Source organism: Paraburkholderia sp. RHO2, assembly GCF_050955445.1.
Lineage (GTDB): Bacteria > Actinomycetota > Actinomycetes > Mycobacteriales > Mycobacteriaceae > Prescottella > Prescottella agglutinans_A.
This window is the reverse complement of sequence record NZ_CP162617.1, coordinates 2,309,617-2,327,304: the sequence shown is the minus strand read 5'-3', so window position 1 is coordinate 2,327,304 and position 17,688 is coordinate 2,309,617. Positions and strand designations below refer to the sequence as shown.

Here is a 17,688-nt window from a genome sequence, read left to right as displayed (position 1 = left end):
GAACCGAAGATCCGTCCGAAGGCTTCGAGAAACGCAACGGGTCCCAGGGAGAACATGTAGCTGCCCGCGGTGAGTATGGCGTCGACCAAGTCGGTCACCTCCTCCCGGTCGTGGGTCGGGTGTGGCTCATTCGGCGAAGCTCCGTTCGATCCAGTCGATGGTCTGCATCCCGAACAGGTCGGTGCCCCAGCCGTACAGGTCCGTGAGCATCCGCACCATGCTGCAGTCGCTCGGCGCGTACGTCACGTCGGTGCCCCCGGCCCGGTACTTGTCGGCGAGTTCGCGTGAATCCTTCGCGGGCACAAGCGACATCGGCGAGTCGTCCTTGGCGCACGACGTGATGAGAACCTTCGACTGCGGGGCCTTGGTCCCGAGAAGGTTGTCGTCGTAGACGGGCTGGAACGCCGGAATGTCGGCCGGGCTCTGCCCGCCGACGAACAATGTCCCGAGGGGCACGAACGGCGCCGTGAAGTACGCGGGCGTCTGGCACTGCGTGCGGTACGCCGCCGCCAAGGCCTTGCCGACGGGGTTCAGCTTCTCGTCGATCCGCATCTCGGGGTACTTCGGCTCCAGACCGAGCAGCGTGGCGAACGCGAAGCCGGAGCCGATCGAACCGTCGGCCGTGCGCATGAAGTTCCGCTGGTTGACCACCATGCCTTCGAGGACGGTGGAGCGGACGTTCAACTCGGGGGCGTAGTGCGCCTGCGCCTCGGCCGCGAAGCCGGCACCGACTCCGCCGCCGGCGATCCCGAACAGCGAGACGGGGGCGTTCTCGCTCAGACCCGTGGTCGGTGTCGACAGCGCGGCACGCACCGCGTCGAGCTGGGCATGGCCGGCGTACTTGCCGGCGAAGACACCGTGCGGGTCGGGGTCGCCGTCGTTGCCGACGTCGGAGATGACCACCGCGTAGCCCTTGCCGAACATCAGCGCCAGCGGTCCGAGCGCCGACCAGGCGGAGCCGTCGAGCGGGTTCCGGCCGGTCCACTGCGAACTCGGATGGCAGTAGGCGCCGACGCTGTCGTTGGCTTCCTGGTAACTGATCACCTTCTTCGCCGATGCGGGTGTGCCGTCGATCGGGATCATCACGATGCCGGTGCTGATCTCGGGCGTGGTCCCGTCCAGGCCGGTCGTCACGTACATCAGCTTGTAGGCGTCAATGCGGCCAGGCTGGTAGCCGAGGAACATGAGGTCGACCGGCTTGACCTTCAGGACGGTGCCCGGCGCCTCCGCCCCGGTCAGCGGGGGCTCGTCGTAGAAGGGGTCCCGCGCCGTGAGCGCCTTGAACGCCTCCGCACGCGACGCAGCTTCCCCCGAATCGAGTGCTCCGACGACGAATCCGTTGAACACCTCGTTCACACTCGGTGTCCGCACCGGAGACTGGTCCGGCGCCGAGGATGACCCGTCCGACGATTCCGACGACGACCCGACCGACGATTCGGCGGACGCGGCCACGGGAACGGCCATCATCGCCGCGGTAGCCACCGCCACACCGGACAGGATTCGCGCCGCCGCGGGTAGCCGGCGACGACGCGTCACGCTGGATGCCATCAGGACACCGTCACTCTCGTGTTGTTCAGAGCGGACTGCATGATCTGGGGAATGTTGAGCAGCGGTCGATGCGTTTCGAGCTGTGTCTCGTAAGGCACACGAAGCTCGGATTCTACTTGCGGCCAATCGTTCTCGACCATGGTTTTGTACTTCGGCAGCAGCTGAGTGGTGATGTAGTCCCATCGCTCGTCGTAGACGGACCAGTTCCACGCCGGCAGCGGACTGGTCAGCGTCGCGGTGCGACCGTCGGGCAGACGTGAACTGACCTCGATCGAACGGAAGGAGCGGGGCGGCAGCACACCGGCCACCGACGGCGACCCGGCGACGGTGGACAGGTACGTGATGGCTTGGCCGACAGTGTCCTTGTAGTTGCGGACGGTGTCCCACTGCTCCCGGATGATCAGCCCCTGCTCACGCTGCAACAGCACACCGTTGCCCCGCGCGATCCGGTCCGGGTCCCTCGACGCGATATCGCGCCACGCGGTCATGATGTCGGCGCCGAAGAGCCCCGCGCGCTGCATCTCCTCGAGGGCGGGGAGCCCGCCGGTGACGTAGGCGCGGTGCATCGGCATCAGGTCGGAGAAGATGTTCTTCTGCATCACCATGATCATTCCTAGGATGAAATGCAGGTCCTCACTGGTGATTTCGCTTCCGGCCTCGGCCAGCGCGCGCAGCCCATCCGGGAGCGAGTCGACGATTCCCGACCCCGCGACGTCGGTGGCGGCCCCGACGATGGCCCGCGCCGTCTGCTGGAGCTGCGGGAGGTCGTAGACGTTCGTCATGAGTTCGAAGTCGATGAGCCCACCCCCGAAGTCGGCTCCGACCATGCCGCCCATTCCCGCCCACTGCAGCTCGCGGTGCTCCAGTTGCAGGTCCTCGTAGAGGCGGTACGACTTGACGAGGTTCGCCCGGTTCACCGCCACCCCGGCGCGCGGATCCCAACTGGCCAGATCGATGCCCGCGACATCGGTGGCCTGCACCAGCCAGTACTGGAAGAGCAGTGCCTGATAGTCGCGCGGCGCGGCGCCGCTCGCGCGGGCCTCGTCCAGGATGCGCGCGAGTGTCGCGTGATCGGTGGGCAGCGCCGGATGGACCCCGCCCGGGCCGTGCGCCGCGTCCCGGTTGATCATCGGCAGGTTCAGGTAGTGGTCGACGTCCGTTTCGGACGCGACCGCCGGTGTCGTCACCGCTCCCCCGATCGTCATCGCCGTTGCCGCCAGCACCCCCACCACGCGTGCGACGGACGCACGCGCAGCCCAGTGTTTCCCCAATCCAGCACTCATGTCGCCCCCCGGCTCACTCGAAAATGGCCACCCCGACATGCTCGATCTGCAGCGACGATACTTACCGACCGGCTCAAATCGTCGGGAATCGTCGATACGCCCCGGCATACTCAGCCGAGTTCGCGACAAAGGGGACAGAGTGCACCACCCAGCGCCGCGATGACCCCCTTCACCGTCGAGTCGCAAATAGGTTAGGCTCACCTATCACTCGACCTCGAAGGAGTTCTCAGTGTTCGCTCTCACCACCCGCCGCAAGGTTGCGTCGGCCGTCGCCGCCCTGAGTGCGACCGCATTGCTGGCGTCGTGCTCGTCGGCCGATTCGGGCTCGGCGACGACGCCCTCGTCGGACGGCGCCTTCCCCGTCACGATCGCGAACACGTTCGGCTCCACCACGATCGAGTCGGCACCCGAGCGCCTCGTCACCCTCGGCTGGAACGCGCAGGACGTCGTCTACGCGCTGGGCGAGACGCCGGTCGGAATGCCGAAGTACACCTACGGCGCCGAGGCCAACGGCGTCATGCCGTGGCTCCAGGGCAAGTTCGACCCGAGCCGGACCACGCTGCTCGACGCCGCGACGTCCACGCCGGTCGAGGCCATCGCGACCCTCGCGCCGGACGTGGTTCTCGCGCCCTACGAGGGTTTCGACAAGGCCACCTACGACCAACTCTCCGCCGTTGCACCGACCGTCGCGTACCCCGACAAGGCGTGGCAGACCACGTGGCAGGACCAGACCAAGCTGATCGGCCAGGCATTGGCCAAGTCCGACGAGGCCGCCGACCTGATCAACGGCATGACCACGATGCTCGCCGACACCGCGGCCGCCCACCCCGAGTACGCGGGCAAGACACTGTCGGTGATCAACCTCGACACCACGAACGGCCAGGTCAACGTCTACAAGCCGACCGACCCTCGCGTGCAGATCCTCACCCAGTTGGGCTTCGTGAACTCCCCCGGCGTCGAGAAGCTGGCGGCGTCCAGCGACCCCGACAACTTCTTCGTCGACATCTCGGCCGAGCGGATCTCCGAGGTCGACGCCGACGTGGTCGTGGTGTTCGTGTCCGACGCCGCCGAAGCCGAGAAGAATCCCGCCTACGCCTCCCTCGGCGCGGTCACGCGGGGCACCGCAGTGGCCCTGTCCGATACCAAGATCATCGCCGGCCTGAGCCAGACCAGCGTCCTGGCGACCCCGTGGGTGATCGACCAGCTCACCCCGCAGCTGACGGCAGCGGCGAACAAGGTCGGGTAACGCCCCACGCCTTCAACCACCCAGCGGCACATCGTCAACCGAGCGCCGGCACCGGATCCGGTCCGGAGTCGGCGCTCGGTCTTTGGATCGAGCTAGGGTGCCGCCCCGTCCGACATCCAGCGTTCGACACCCGATTGAATGGCGTCGAGAGCCTGCTCGTCCGCATAGACATCCGTGCCGACGACCCGATCGTCGAACGACCCGAACCCTCGAACGAGCATCGCGCCCTCGAGAACGAGCGGAGCGAAATGCCGGACCAACGAGTTGCCGTCGGCAGAATCCCGGCGAACCTCTTCGATCAGTCGCTCGAGTTCATCGAGCGCGAATTCCGGGGGCAACAGAAGGCACACGGCTGGGCGGTCCCGACTGACCTCCACGGCAGCAACGATGTTGGCCGTGTCGGTCGTCAACCAGCCACCGAACTGCAGCAGGTTGTCCTCCCGATCCAACTGGAAGTCGTGCCGATCGCCGGGCGGCAGCACTGCGCCATCCTTCTCCCAACGCTTCCACAGGGATTCACGTCTCATCGTGAGATCACCGAGTCGGTTGAGTGGAGCAAGGGGCTGAGTTGCTCCGACGAGGACCAGTCGACCCGCCAAAGCGCAGGGAGCAGCGTGGCTCAGTGCACTGGCGGAGACGGCGACCGCGGCGGGAATCGACTGCGATCCCCCTCGACGGACCTCGACGCCGACAACACCGATCCGTGGACGGCGCTGAGCAAGATCAGCGAGAGCAGGGACGAATTCGGCCGACTCCCGATTCAGTGAGATTCTCTCGCCAGTAGTCATGATGATCGCCGTTGCTCTCTGCTAGATCCCTGTCGGGTACACCCGAGCACAGCCACCGACCACGCGAATCGACTCTCGTGCGCCACCTGCATCGTGCGGGTTCGCGAGTTCAACCATCACGATCCCGGGATGCAGGTCCAGGATCAGGATCCCGTCAGCCGTCGTGTCCACAGCCTCGCCCACGATCGAGGTTTGCCCGCCGACGGATTCGATCGAGATGGCCTCGTTCGAATCCGTCTCCCAGAGCGCGACAACCGAACCCGGCACCTCCACCTCCATGTCCAGCACCGCCCCGGACGCGACCGGAACGTCACCCATCCAGATGGCCTGGAAGTCACCCCTGACACTGGATACCTCGATGCGATCGCCTTGGATACCACCGGCTTTTACGGCCACCTGCATCACTGCTCGCCTCTCGAAAGTGCGTCCCGAGTTGGACGCGCGCACTGTAGATCACCAATTCACACCGGCCGATACAGCCACGATCAGGAAATCAACCGAAACAATCCGTCGCTGTAATACTCGACTTTGGATCCACCCGACAACTCTTCAGCGATCTTGGAGGCGAGGATTCTCCCCTCCCGGTCCAACCGCTGGATCGCAGCCACCGAATCGGGATCGCGCCTGGCCTCGGCGGACAACTGGATGATCGACTGATACCGACCGTTCCAGGCTTCCAGATCCCGAGTAAGAGCATCGGAGACGCCCAGCGAGACGGTACTGGTCGGACCTGACCCGACCACGGTGACGACGGGGTTCATGTAGTCCGCAGAGAGCCTCAGATACATCAACGCACCGACCTCGACATCCAACTGGGCATCTTCACGGATTCAAAGAAATAGCGGAAGTCACTCTCCCTATGCGAACAGTGCCGACTCCATGATCTCCACGCGATCGCCCAAGACCACCCGAATATCTCCAACCTGGTTTCCCGATCTGAACTCGATCACCATTCCGACATTGCAACCTTCGTCACGGACTCGAAGCGAGATCGCGCCCTCCCGGTAGATCCGAATGCACTCGCCCTCCCGGTCGAGCTTGATCGAGACGGAACGCAGAAGCGGATCCGCCACAAGTTGGAAGGTTGCGCCAAGACCTACCCACGAAATCGAGACACCACCTGGAAGATCGCGGACTTCCTCGACCGCGATCAGCTCGGACGGAATATCCTCCACCCTGGGCAGGTCGAATACCTTGAACACAGCCTCATTCACCCGCCCTCGAGAGGCGTGGCGGACCGTCTGCTGTCGTGATAGGCACTGATCTTGGCCACCCGTATCCAGCGCGCGTCAATCGTGCAGTCCGGAACTGGATTCGACCGAAACCTCAGAAGGTCGTCAGCGATACTTTCGATCGACAGGTCGGCGATCATGGTGGTCTGCCATTCTCTGATCGACAAACTCTCGACACCAACGATCGCGAGTTCCACCTGAATGGTATTAACCCAGGTTTTCCATTTCTCCGGCGGGTCCTCCGGGAACTCACTCAGATCGAAACGGACCTCCACGTCGGAACCGTCCCGGCGCAGTCGGAACTCGTGAATTTCCACTCCCGAGAGGGACGGAATCTTGTCACCATATATTGACCGGATCACCACCGGATTCAGGAGGAGTTCCACCCAGTTCATCCAACGATCCTTCCATCACTGTTCCGGAACCGGTCGATCGCCGGCGGTATGCGGTTCTACCTCAGGAATCGAATTGCGAACAGAATTCGTCGATGTTTCACCGGAACCCCTAGTCAATTTCGCCTTACCGCCCGGATTTGTATCAAATGGTCGGCGCAAATAGTTCACTCTTCGAGAACTATTATCCACACCCCATACTCCTCAGAGGTAACTCCAATAATCGGGTACCCAGTCAATGCCGCAGCGACAAATTCCGGCTCTCCATCGTGCGGCGCCAATTCTTGCGCCAACTGGAGGTCCCCAGAAATCCGCACACGATACCACGGCTTTTCCAGTGCGCCCGGGCCGGATGTGCTGAGAAGGAAGGACTCGTCAGCATCGAAGAGTCCGCAGCGAGTTGCGACTTCTCTCCAATTCTGATTCACGGAGTCCAGATACCCTTCGGCCGCGTAATCTACAACGAGGTCCGGCTTCACATCACCATCTATCACCGCCTTCCACGCACTGACCGGAAGAATATCTCCGGCCGATGGTGCGCGTCCCAGTATCTCCAACCCGGCGCCATGTATTCTCGTCGCCGATTCGTCAGCCATTGCGTCTCCGATCATTCGACTGGATAGTAGAAGTGATGTCGTCCATCCACAGGACGATACCGCTCATGCGGCGAGGTCGGATCCCATCCGAAGTTGACGGCAGAAGTGCTTGGATCGCCTTTCGGAAGCCCAGCATGGAAGTGCGGCCCCTGCCTCGGGTCGGAAACGTGTTCAACAACTACCCGGGATCCACCGTCAGTTTCAAACTGCATATAGTGCCCCCATCCCCCCGGATCATTCGAGTATCGATAGCCAGGAAGGCCCCTGCGATGCATATCGCCGCCAACCTCCCAACTCGCATCGGGTGGAGTGCCTCTTGGGATTCCAGCTCGGTCAAAGGCGGCGTCCCGCGCAAGCTCCCGATCTGAGAATTCCCGATCGTCGCCGCATGGCTTCAATCCCAGCGGATCCGACCACACCGTCGGGTTGTGCGGGTAGCTGTTCGGATTCGGCGACGGCGCGAGTCCCAGCGGGTCGATGGTCGCGTAGCGTGCGGTGACCGGGTCGTAATAGCGGTGCAGGTTGTAGTGCAGGCCGGTCTCGTCGTCGAAGTACTGGCCGGGGAAGCGGATCGGGGTGTCGGCCGCGCCGGTCCAGGACGTGCTCCCCCACAACGACATCGCCGACCGCCCCGCGACATCCGCCGTCATCGGATCGACGAGTTCGGTCGGCGTGCCGACGAGGTCGGAGACGACGGCATAGAACTCCGCGTCCACAGCGGCCGGATCCGCAAGGTCCACCGTCGGCACCGAGGCCTGGGTCAGCGGCGTGTGTGTTCCCGGTTGATAGGTCCACCGGGTGATGCGATCGGACGTGGACTGCTCCACCAACGTCGTTGCATCCCAGGTGAATACTGTCCGCTCCGCCACCGACCCGTCCGCCGCAAGACGGGACTTGGCGGTGCGGCGACCGCGAGCGTCGTAGCTGTACCGCCATCGCGTCCCGTCCGGCGTCGTCACCTCGACCAACTGGTCGAACGCGTCGTACCGGTACTGCCAGACGTCCGGCTTCCGCGACAGTCGCGTCCTGACCTTGCGAACCAGCCTGCCGGCGTCGTCGTAGTGGAACTGCGTGCGCCCGTCCCGGACCAGCAGCGTTCCGCGGTACTCGCGTCGGCCCTCGTCGTCGGTGACCGTCGCCGTGGCGCTCTGCGTCACGATGTTGCTCAGTGCGTCGTACGTGTACCGCTCCACCGCGGCGCCGTCGTCGACCACGGACGTAATGCGGCCCGCCGCATCCAGTTCGAATTGGCGGCGCAGCACCCGGTCGGTGGTCGTCGTCTGCCCCGCCAGATAGCCGTCCGGACGGTAGTCGAATACGTCTGACCGCAGCACCCGCGAAGCCGAGGCCGGGCCGGAATCGAAACTCAAACTCAGCGACGACGCCGGATGCGCCACCGCCTCCTGCATGGTGAGCCGCCCACGTGAGTCGTGGCCGCGGGTGATCCCCAACTCTCCCGCCCTCCACCCGGTGACCGCGCCGCGCGCGTCGTAGGTGAGACCGATCGAGTGCCCGTCGACCGCCACCGAGGCGACGCGGCCCGCCGCGTTCCAGCGCCACCCGGTGACACCGCCGGTGTGCGAACGGCGCTCGACGCGCCGCCCGAACGGATCGTGGTCGAAGCGCAGTTCACCCGCGCCGTCGACGGTCTGCCGCGCGAGCTGTCCCACCGCCGTGTACTCGAACTCGACCGTGTGGATCGGGTCCGCGCCGACACCGCTGACCGCCGTCAGCGTCCGCCCGGCCAGATCGTGGGTGTAGCGGCGGAACTCGCCGGAGTCGGCCGTGACGTCGAGCAGCCGACCCAGGATGTCGTGCGAATGGTGGCGCGTGACGCCGGTCGCCGGCGTCACCGTCGCGATGCGACCCGCGGCGTCGTGCGTGTAAGTGGTTCGGGCACCGTTGAAATCGGACTCGGCCACCAGACGCCCGTCCGCGTCGTACTCGTACGACCAGGTCTGCCCGAGCGGGTTCGTGACCGCCGTCAGGCGCCGCTCGGTGTCCCACGTGTACGCGGTGACCGAGCCGTCCGGGTCGGTGCGCGCAGCCAACAGGTCGAAGGTGCCGTACGTGTACGACGTGCTGGCGCCCACCGGATCGGTGTGCCGCAGCAGGTTTCCCTCGCCGTCGTAGTCCCACGACTCGACGGCGGCATCCGGATGCGTTCGCTCGAGGAGCTTTCCGTCGGGCGACCACCGCAGGCGCGTCACCGCGCCCGTCGGATCGGTCACCGAGGCGGTCCGCCCGAACGCGTCGCGCGTGATCCGCGTCGTCGCCCCGACCGGGTCGGTGACGGCGACGGGCAGCCCGGCGTCGTCGCACTCCACGAGGGTGCGCGCGCCGGTCGGCGCGGTGACCGACGACACCGCGCCGGTCGAGTGGTAGGTGTACTCGGTCCGCGCTCCCCCGGCGTCGGTCACCGCCACGAGGTTGTCCGCGGTGTCCCAGTCCTGGCGGACGACCGTGCCGTCGACCTGGTGGACGGCGATCGGCCTGCGCGGTCCGGCGTAGTCGACCGTGATCGAGTGACCGTCGGGACGGATGATCTGCGCGACGTCACCGTCGGCGGTGTAGCGGTATCGGGTGACGGCCCCGTCCGGTCCGGTGACGCGCAACGGCTCGCGGCGCTCGTTGTAGTCCGTGTGTGTGCGAGAGCCATTCGGCGACAGCAGGTCCCGCTGACGAAGGTCACTGTCGAACCCGTGCGCGGTCTGCGCCCCGAGCGAGTCGGTGACCACGGTGACCGACCCCGTCCCGTCGGCGGTCGGCACGTAGTCGAAGCGGGCCGACATGACGCCGTCGGTGCCGTCCTGGACCACCACGCGCCCGTCCGCGTCGTAGGTGTTGACCATCCGGTTGCCGTTGGAGTCCTGCCACGACAGCATCCGACCGTCGGCGTCGTAGGTGTAGCGGGTCACGCCGCCGAAGCCGTTCGTGACTGCGGTCAGATGCCCGCCGTCGTAGCCGAAGCGGCGGACCACGACGGCGCCACCGGACTCCGGGTCGATCACCGACAGCGCGCCGATCCGTCCGCCCCGCGCGTCGACGAGCACGCGGTAGCCGCCCGAGTGAGACACCTCGACCGGCGCACCGTCCTGGCCGTAGTGGAACCGGATGCGGTTACGGAACCGGTCCGTGATCGCGCTGATGGAGATGTTGCCCAGCGCCGAATCAACCCCGCCCAGTTCGGGTTTGGGGGCGAAGTGCCAGGTGAGCATTCGGTCGGGGTCGTGCACCGCGTAGCCACCGGTCTCGGTCCGCGCGAGCGTCCAACGCTGCAACGACTGCTTCGGGCGAACGGGGGCGCCCACCTCCGGGTGCGGATAGACCACCATCACGCCGTCCTCGGCGAGCAGCGTGACACCGGATTCCTCGACCACGACCCGCATGTCGATCGTCGACGACCAACTCGGACCGAACCACCGGCCGAATCCGTAGCTCGAGCGATGTCGCCGCCCGAACACGAGCGGCAGCACACCGGGCAGCGTCAGATCGGTTTCGGGTAGGAGGAACTCGCCGGTGGCCGCATCGACCGGGTCCTGGCACTCGGTGACCTGGTCGCTTGTCTGGTCGCTCGCCGGGCCGTTGTCCTCCGCGGTCCGAGCTGCCCCAGAGTCGGATTCGGCGAAATGCTGCGGGTTCGGATTCTCGCCCTCGGGCGGACGGGTGAAGTCAGGGTCGTGGCCGGCGCCGGTCGAACCCTCGTGGTGCGCGGGGGTGGAATGCTCCGGGGCACCTGGATCGGCGTCGTGCAGTGACGACGGTGAATCGAGTTCCGGCGCATCGATTCTCGGAGCGTCCGCCCCAGGGGTCTCGACCCGCGGGACCTCGGGCGTCGGGCTGTGCCCGGCGGCGTCCACCACGCGATCGACGGTCCGCAGATCACTCCCCAGATCAGCGGCAATCTCGACGACGTGCATGGACGTGCGCGCGCCGGCCACACCGGCACCGGCACCTCCCGTCGCGGCCGTCAGGAGCACGTCTCCGGTGAGTGCTCCCATGACCTCGAACGGGTTGGCCCGTGCGTCGGCGAGGAACGCATCCACCACAGCCCCGGGATCCGCCGCGGCCACCACGAGGCCGGTCGTCAGATCGCTCAATCCCTCGACGTACTCCGCCGGGTGGCTGAGGTTGTACGGATCGACGGGGTTGACCTGTCGCACGAACTGCACGATTCCGGTGACACCGGTGACGAGACCGGACGCGAAATTGACGCTGCCGTGCTCGATCACATCCGTCAGGTCCCCGAGGTTCGCGGCCATGCGCTGCGTGAACGGCGGCTCCTCGGGGGCCGACTCGGTCAGCGCCGCCAACTGACCGGCGATCTGCGATGCGGCGTTGTCGCGCTCGGCCCTCGCGGCGCGGAGGACCTCCACCGCGTCGGCGTACATTGCCGTCCACGAGTCGACCACGGCGGTCCGAGCGCGCTGCTCGCCGCTGAGCGCGTTGTAGGCGGCCTTCGTCGCCCGCTCCTCCTGTTCGGCCTGCTCCCATCGCGCGATCGCGTCGGCCGCGCGGGCCTGCGCCGATTCGATCGTGTTCGCCCACCAGGTCAGCGACTGCGCGGCGGACGCCATCGCGTCGGCTGCGTCCTGCCACAACCCCGGTTGCTTGTCGTAGACGGCCTGGAACGCGTCGGCGGCCTCGCCGGTCCATCCGGCGGCGTCGACCGACCGCAACGCCGTCCCCGTGGATCCGATGTTGGTGCCCAGTTCGGTCAGCGTGGTGACGGCCTCGTTGACCGCCCCCGCATCGCCACGGATCAGCTCCCGCGGATCGGTGGTCTGACCGAGTTGGAGTTCGTCGACCGCACCGCCGGTGCTGCTGGCCACCTGGTCGCCGAGGTCGGTCAGGACGTCGGCGACCCCGTCCGCGCCCAAGCCGCGGGCGACCCCAGCCAAGCCGTCGAGACCGGCATCGGCCGCCTGCCCGGCCTTTTCGACAACCCCTTCGGCCGCGTCCTCGACGAACTCGCCGACCTTGTCCAGGCCGCCGATGACGTCGTCCCACCAACCCATCTTTTCTCCCCCGCCCCCGCGTCAGTCCTGGCCGTCGTCAGGTCTCGTTGTTCATGACCGACGCCGCCTGCTCGGCGGCGCCGGTGTGGTAACCGCTTCCGACATCCACACCGACGACGTCCGCGACCACCGGCGACACGTTGGCAAGCGCCTGCGGGCCGACCGCCCCGATCACGTCGTTGTTGGTGCGGATCGTGTCCATCGCGGTGTCGAACGACTCCCCGCTGTAGTCGGCATGCAGCACGTTGTTGACGGGGTTGTCCGCGAACGTCTCCCCCCACGACCGCTCGCTGATCTCCTCCTCGGTGAGGTGCGGATTGCCCGCGACATGCGTCCAGGCGGTCTTGACCGTGTCCGACACCTGCTCGTCCATCATGTGATACCGCCCGGCCTGGAGATCGAGCAGTTCGGCGATCTCGTTCGCCGACCGGACGAGGTGGCGCACGCCCCACGACCACCGCTCCGCGTACTCCTCGAGACTCTTCTGGACGGCCTGCGATCCGGCCTCCATCGGCGACAACGCCAGCATCGCGAACCCGCGACCCGCCGCAGCCGTCTCACCGATCCCTAGCCCGGACATCGAGTCGATGATCCCGGTGATTCCCTGCGCCGCCTGCTGCAGGGCGACGGGATCGACCTCTAGTTCGGCGCTCACGATCGCTCCGCCTCCAGGCCGGGGGGAAACGCCATCGGTCGGCTGCCGCAGACGTTGACGACCACCCCGGTCGGCCGGTCGAAGCTCGGCAGGACCTGCTCGATGATCCGCCAACCGAACAGCGCGTGGTAACGCGCCTCGGTCTGCTCGCCGCGAGCGACGGCGTGCCGGGCGAACTCGCGTTCGCTGGTGAATGCGGGAAGCCATCCGAGCTCGCGGATCTCGCTGCTCCAGACGCGGCCGTCGGCCGTCAACGGCACCAGCAACGGCGCCCGACGGAACGCCGCGTGCAGCGCGCCCGCCTGCCCGAATCCCTCGTAGAACGCGTCGATCTCCGCATCGAGATCCGCGCAGCCCCCACCCAACGAACTCCCCCTCGTTCCATCCCCCGGAAACGGCGCAATAGTACTACCCGGCCACATCCCGTCCGAACGGGTGAATTCGGCGTAGCGTCCCGATTGCAGACGTCGTTCCGACAGGAGGGCGGACGAATGACCGACACCGACTCCGGCGATCGGCCCGCCACCGCGCAGCCTTCGATCCTCCTGGCCGTGATGTTCTCGGCCGCAGCGGCACTGGGCGGCTTCCTGTTCGGCTACGACACCGCCGTCATCAACGGCGCGGTGAACGCGATCCGCGACCGCTACGACATCGGTGCCGGCGCGACCGGGCTGTCGGTGTCGCTGACGCTGCTCGGCGCCGCGCTCGGCGCGTGGGTGGCGGGCACCATCGCCGACCGGCTCGGCCGCATCCGGGTCATGCAGATCGCGGCGGTGCTCTTCGTCGTCGGCGCCCTCGGCTCGGCGTTCCCGTTCGGCATCGTCGACCTGACGATGTGGCGCGTGTTGGGCGGTGTCGCAGTCGGTTTCGCGTCCGTGATCGCGCCGGCGTACATCGCGGAGATCGCGCCCGCGGCCATCCGCGGCCGCCTCGGGTCGATGTACCAACTGGCGATCGTGCTCGGCATCGCCGTGTCCCAGTTGGTGAACTACGCGATCTCCGCGGCCGCCGGCGGCGGCCGCGGCGAACTGCTCGGCGTCGAGGCCTGGCAGTGGATGCTGGCGATCGAGGCGATCCCCGCCCTGATCTACCTGGTCATGACATTCACGATCCCCGAGTCACCGCGTCACCTGGTGCGGTGCGGCCGCGAGGACGACGCCCGCACGATCATCGGCGAACTCGAGGGCGGCGACCCGCAGACCGTGTCGCACCGGATCGAGGAGATCCGCACCTCGCTCGGCGCCGAACGCGCCCGGGTAGGTGTGCGGGCACTGTTCGCCAAGTCCACCGGCGTCGCCGGGCTCGTGTGGGTCGGCATCACGCTGGCCGCGCTCCAGCAGTTCGTCGGCATCAACGTGATCTTCTACTACTCGAGCACACTGTGGCAGGCCGTCGGGTTCGGCGAGGACCGCTCCCTTCTCATCAGCGTCGTCAGTGCAATGGTCAACATCGTCGGCACGTTCGTCGCGATCGCCGTGATCGACCGCATCGGCCGCAGGCCGCTGCTGCTGATCGGCTCGGTCGGCATGGCCGCCTCCCTCGCCACCGCCGCCGTCTGTTTCCATTCGGCAACGATCACACGCAATGCGGAGGGCGAGTCGGTCGCGACCCTCACCGGCGCGGGCGGCACCACAGCGCTGATCGCCGCGAACGCCTTCGTGTTCTTCTTCGCGCTGTCGTGGGGACCGGTCGTCTGGGTGCTCATCAGCGAACTGTTCCCCAACCGGGTCCGGGCCGCCGCCGTCGGTGTCGCGACCGCCTCCAACTGGGTCGCGAACTTCCTCGTCTCGGCCACCTTCCCGTCGCTCGCCGACTGGAACCTCTCGCTCACGTACGGCGGCTACGCCCTGATGGCGCTGCTGTCGATCGTCGTCGTGACCCGCTTCGTCACCGAGACCCGCGGCCGCACGCTCGAGCAGGCCGGCTGAGCTATACCCAGTGCGCCGGGCGCGACAGCGCCGCCGGCAGCCGGGTCCGACCGTCCCCACGCGCCGCATTCACCTGGAACTGCGTGAGGAAAAACACCTCCGACAGGTCGGTGCCCCGCACGTCGGCGCCGCGCAGATCCGCGCCGATCAGGTCTGCGCTCCGCAGGTCCGCCCCCCGCAGGTCCGCGCCGATCAACCACGCCCCGCGCAAGTTCGCCCCGCGCAGGTCCTTGCCGAACAGCTTGGCGCCCATCAGGACCGCGCCGCGATGATTTCGCCGACGTCCGGGCAACGCCGCACGCGCCAACTCGCTGACCCCCAGCAGCAGCACGTTCACCCGCTCCCGGTGCCCCGCGACGTCGAGTCCGGTGAGTACCGACGCGTCGGACTCAGTGAGCACGACGGTCTCCTCGCGCAGCCGCGCGAGGTCGTCGTGCAGGCGTGACGCGGCGCCGATCCGCAGCGCCTCGTCGATGTACCAGAGCAGTTCGTGCAGCTGACGCATCACCGGGAAGACGTCGAACATCGGGCGCGCGATGTCCGGGGCCGCGCGCCAGTCGCGGCCGCCGAACGTCACCTGCGACACCTTCTGACCGGCGCCGAAACAGTCGTACACCGTGCAGCCCGGGAAGCCGCGCTCGCGCAACTCGGTGTGGATCCCGCAACGGAAGTCCGCGAGCAGGTTTCGGCACGGCGTCCCGCCGGCCTTGTCGACCGCGAAGTCGCTCGACGCCGCGAACGGCAGCGCCACGCAGCACAGGCCGAAACAACTCGTGCAGTCCGAGACGAGTTCGGGCGACACGCTGCCAACCGGCTCCGACACCGAGACCTCCTGATCGATCGAGCATCCATCGTGCACGACGAGGAACCCGCGACGCCAACCATTTCCGCGCGTCCGGATCGTCACTCGTACATGGCTGCCGTGCAAGGACACTCGTCGCCGCGGTTCACGACCACGACCGCTGGACGGGCCGTTCCGCCCGCGTCGCTACCCGACGCTCGGGTTCGACTTGTCGAGTCCCTTGTCGAGGCCGCCGCCGGTGTCGGCGCGGTCCAGGCCGACCACCCAGCCCGTGACCTGACGGGTGATGTCCTGCGCGGTCAATCCGAGTTCGCGATGAATCTGGTCGCGCGACGCGTGGTCCAGGAACTGTTGCGGCACACCGAGGTCCCGGCACGGGACGTCGACGCCGGCCGCGCGCAACGCCGCGGACACCGTGGAACCGATGCCGCCGTGCAGACCGTTGTCCTCGACCGTGACGACCATCCGGAAGTTCTCGGCCAGCTTGACCACGGACTCCGGGACCGGCAGCACCCACCGCGGGTCGATGACCGCCGCGGTGATGCCGTGCTGGGCCAGCCGCTCAGCCGCCTCCAACGCGACACCGGCGAACGAGCCCACCGCCACGAGCAGGACATCACCCCGATCGCCCTCCGGCATCCGCAGCACGTCGACGACGCCGTCGAGTCGCCGGGAGGCCGGGATGTCGTCGCCGACCGCGCCCTTGGGGAAGCGGATCACCGTCGGCCCGTCGTCGACCGCGAGGGCCTCCTGCAGCCCCTCGCGCAGCGTCGCGGCGTCGCGCGGCGCGGCCACCCGAATGCCCGGGATGATCCCGAGCAGCGACAGGTCCCACATCCCGTTGTGGCTCGCGCCGTCCGCACCGGTGATGCCCGAGCGGTCCAGCACGATCGTGACCGGCTGCTTCAGCAGCGCGACGTCCATGAGCAGCTGGTCGAACGCGCGGTTGAGGAACGTGGAGTAGATCGCGACCACCGGATGCATGCCGCCGAGCGCGAGACCCGCGGCCGACGTGAGCGCGTGCTGCTCGGCGATGCCGACGTCGAACATCCGCTCCGGGAACCGCTCGCCGAACGCGGCCAGCCCGGTCGGGCCGGGCATCGCGGCGGTGATCGCGACGATGTCGTCACGCTGCTCGGCCTGCTCGATCAGCTCCGCCGAGAACACCGACGTCCAATCCGGTGCGGACGTCCCGCGGGACAGGCCGGTGAGCGGATCGATCACCCCCGTCGCGTGCATCTGGTCGGCAACATGGTTCTCGGCGGGCGCGTACCCCATGCCCTTGCGGGTCACGGCGTGCACGATCACCGGTCCGCCGAACGCCTTCGCGCGGCGCAGCGCCGACTCCATCGCGACCTCGTCGTGCCCGTCGACGGGGCCGAGGTACTTGATGCCGAGGTCGGTGAACATCACCTGCGGGCTGACGGCGTCCTTGAGGCCCGCCTTCATCCCGTGCAGCAACTGGTAGGCGGCACGCCCCACCCACGGCATCTTCTTGACCATCCGCCGGCCGCTGTCGAGCATCCGCTCGTAGCCCGGCTGCAGGCGCAGCGACGCGAGGTGGTCGGCCAGGCCGCCGATGGTGGGCGCGTAGGAGCGGCCGTTGTCGTTGACGACGATGACGACCGAACGATCCTTGCCGGCGGCGATGTTGTTGAGCGCCTCCCAACACATCCCACCGGTCAATGCGCCGTCGCCCACGACGGCGACGACGTGACGGCGCCGCTGGCCGGACAACTCGAACGCCTTGGCCATGCCGTCCGCGTACGAGAGTGCGGCCGACGCGTGCGACGACTCGACCCAGTCGTGCTCGCTCTCGGCGCGCGACGGGTAGCCGGACAGCCCGCCCTGCTTGCGCAGCGAGTCGAACTCGTCCTTGCGGCCGGTGAGGATCTTGTGGACGTAGGCCTGATGGCCGGTGTCGAAGATGATCGGATCGGAGGGGGAATCGAACACCCGGTGCAGCGCAAGCGTCAGTTCGACGACACCGAGGTTGGGACCAAGATGGCCGCCGGTCGCGGACACCTTCTGCACGAGGAACTCGCGGATCTCCGCGGCGAGCTCCTTCATCTCCTCAGGATCGAGCTGACGCAGGTCGTCAGGCGTCTGGATGCGGGCAAGGACACCCAACGAGATCGCTCCCTCCAGCAAGATTCACGGGCTGTCCCGTGACAGCCCGACAAGTCTACGGAGCGACCGG

15 protein-coding genes are annotated in these 17,688 nt (G+C 67.2%); 2 read left to right on the top strand and 13 right to left on the bottom strand.

Features of this window, described 5'->3' with window-relative positions; translation table 11 throughout:
- Positions 1–126: 126 nt before the first annotated feature.
- Together ABTV10_RS10745 and ABTV10_RS10740 are read right to left on the bottom strand one after the other, a co-directional pair.
- On the bottom strand, positions 127–1,548 hold the full coding sequence (locus ABTV10_RS10745; protein ID WP_499034627.1) for a lipase family protein: 1,422 nt from the start codon (positions 1,546–1,548) through the stop codon (positions 127–129).
- Positions 1,548–2,831, bottom strand: a complete 1,284-nt coding sequence (locus ABTV10_RS10740; protein ID WP_499034626.1) for a hypothetical protein — start codon at positions 2,829–2,831, stop codon at positions 1,548–1,550. The genes ABTV10_RS10745 and ABTV10_RS10740 overlap by 1 nt, the downstream gene beginning before the upstream one ends.
- A 229-nt stretch (positions 2,832–3,060) precedes the next feature.
- On the opposite strand from ABTV10_RS10740, the gene ABTV10_RS10735 reads away from it, so the two are divergent.
- The gene (locus tag ABTV10_RS10735) at positions 3,061–4,077 is read left to right on the top strand and encodes an iron-siderophore ABC transporter substrate-binding protein (protein ID WP_499034625.1); all 1,017 of its coding nucleotides are present in this window, start codon (positions 3,061–3,063) and stop codon (positions 4,075–4,077) included.
- A gap of 92 nt (positions 4,078–4,169) precedes the next feature.
- Here the strand turns inward: ABTV10_RS10735 and ABTV10_RS10730 are convergent, their stop codons facing one another.
- The 9 genes from ABTV10_RS10730 to ABTV10_RS10690 form a co-directional block, all read right to left on the bottom strand.
- Positions 4,170–4,604, bottom strand: coding sequence for a hypothetical protein (locus ABTV10_RS10730; protein ID WP_499034624.1), 435 nt, complete (start codon positions 4,602–4,604; stop codon positions 4,170–4,172).
- A gap of 282 nt (positions 4,605–4,886) precedes the next feature.
- Entirely contained in the window at positions 4,887–5,270 is a 384-nt protein-coding gene (locus tag ABTV10_RS10725) for a hypothetical protein (protein ID WP_499034622.1), read from the bottom strand.
- A gap of 80 nt (positions 5,271–5,350) precedes the next feature.
- The gene (locus ABTV10_RS10720) at positions 5,351–5,677 is read right to left on the bottom strand and encodes an immunity protein CdiI family protein (protein WP_499034621.1); all 327 of its coding nucleotides are present in this window, start codon (positions 5,675–5,677) and stop codon (positions 5,351–5,353) included.
- 45 nt (positions 5,678–5,722) lie between these two features.
- The gene (locus ABTV10_RS10715; RefSeq protein ID WP_499034620.1) at positions 5,723–6,067 is read right to left on the bottom strand and encodes a hypothetical protein; all 345 of its coding nucleotides are present in this window, start codon (positions 6,065–6,067) and stop codon (positions 5,723–5,725) included.
- Positions 6,068–6,075: 8 nt separating this feature from the next.
- A complete protein-coding gene (locus ABTV10_RS10710; protein WP_499034618.1) occupies positions 6,076–6,492 on the bottom strand; it encodes an Imm50 family immunity protein in 417 nt (138 codons plus the stop codon).
- A gap of 164 nt (positions 6,493–6,656) precedes the next feature.
- Entirely contained in the window at positions 6,657–7,100 is a 444-nt protein-coding gene (locus tag ABTV10_RS10705; RefSeq protein WP_499034617.1) for a hypothetical protein, read from the bottom strand.
- A complete protein-coding gene (locus ABTV10_RS10700; RefSeq protein WP_499034615.1) occupies positions 7,097–12,103 on the bottom strand; it encodes a putative T7SS-secreted protein in 5,007 nt (1,668 codons plus the stop codon). The genes ABTV10_RS10705 and ABTV10_RS10700 overlap by 4 nt, the downstream gene beginning before the upstream one ends.
- 37 nt (positions 12,104–12,140) lie before the next feature.
- On the bottom strand, positions 12,141–12,758 hold the full coding sequence (locus ABTV10_RS10695; protein ID WP_499034612.1) for a hypothetical protein: 618 nt from the start codon (positions 12,756–12,758) through the stop codon (positions 12,141–12,143).
- Positions 12,755–13,123: an SseB family protein gene (locus tag ABTV10_RS10690; RefSeq protein ID WP_499034610.1), complete on the bottom strand. Its 369-nt coding sequence runs from the start codon at positions 13,121–13,123 to the stop codon at positions 12,755–12,757. Before ABTV10_RS10690 ends, ABTV10_RS10695 begins: the two co-directional genes overlap by 4 nt.
- Positions 13,124–13,249: 126 nt before the next feature.
- Here ABTV10_RS10690 and ABTV10_RS10685 point away from each other — a divergent pair, with 126 nt between their 5' ends.
- Positions 13,250–14,686, top strand: a complete 1,437-nt coding sequence (locus tag ABTV10_RS10685; protein ID WP_499034608.1) for a sugar porter family MFS transporter — start codon at positions 13,250–13,252, stop codon at positions 14,684–14,686.
- Position 14,687: 1 nt separating this feature from the next.
- On the opposite strand, the gene ABTV10_RS10680 is transcribed toward ABTV10_RS10685, so the two are convergent.
- Both ABTV10_RS10680 and dxs read right to left on the bottom strand, forming a co-directional pair.
- Positions 14,688–15,509 carry a pentapeptide repeat-containing protein gene (locus tag ABTV10_RS10680; RefSeq protein WP_499034607.1) on the bottom strand — a complete coding sequence of 274 codons (822 nt, stop codon included), beginning with the start codon at positions 15,507–15,509 and terminating at the stop codon, positions 14,688–14,690.
- A 165-nt stretch (positions 15,510–15,674) separates the two neighbouring features.
- Complete coding sequence (dxs, locus tag ABTV10_RS10675; protein WP_499034606.1) at positions 15,675–17,618, bottom strand: 1-deoxy-D-xylulose-5-phosphate synthase; 1,944 nt, start codon at positions 17,616–17,618, stop codon at positions 15,675–15,677.
- Between the last annotated feature and the right edge of the window lie 70 nt (positions 17,619–17,688).

Bases quoted from the DNA above. Each gene is read 5' to 3' on its own strand.
- ABTV10_RS10710 (WP_499034618.1), bottom strand. From the start codon at position 6,492: ATGAACTGGGTGGAACTCCTCCTGAATCCGGTGGTGATCCGGTCAATA.
- ABTV10_RS10685 (WP_499034608.1), top strand. From the start codon at position 13,250: ATGACCGACACCGACTCCGGCGATCGGCCCGCCACCGCGCAGCCTTCG.
- ABTV10_RS10730 (WP_499034624.1), bottom strand. From the start codon at position 4,604: ATGAGACGTGAATCCCTGTGGAAGCGTTGGGAGAAGGATGGCGCAGTG.
- ABTV10_RS10745 (WP_499034627.1), bottom strand. From the start codon at position 1,548: ATGGCATCCAGCGTGACGCGTCGTCGCCGGCTACCCGCGGCGGCGCGA.
- ABTV10_RS10705 (WP_499034617.1), bottom strand. From the start codon at position 7,100: ATGATCGGAGACGCAATGGCTGACGAATCGGCGACGAGAATACATGGC.
- ABTV10_RS10740 (WP_499034626.1), bottom strand. From the start codon at position 2,831: ATGAGTGCTGGATTGGGGAAACACTGGGCTGCGCGTGCGTCCGTCGCA.
- ABTV10_RS10700 (WP_499034615.1), bottom strand. From the start codon at position 12,103: ATGGGTTGGTGGGACGACGTCATCGGCGGCCTGGACAAGGTCGGCGAG.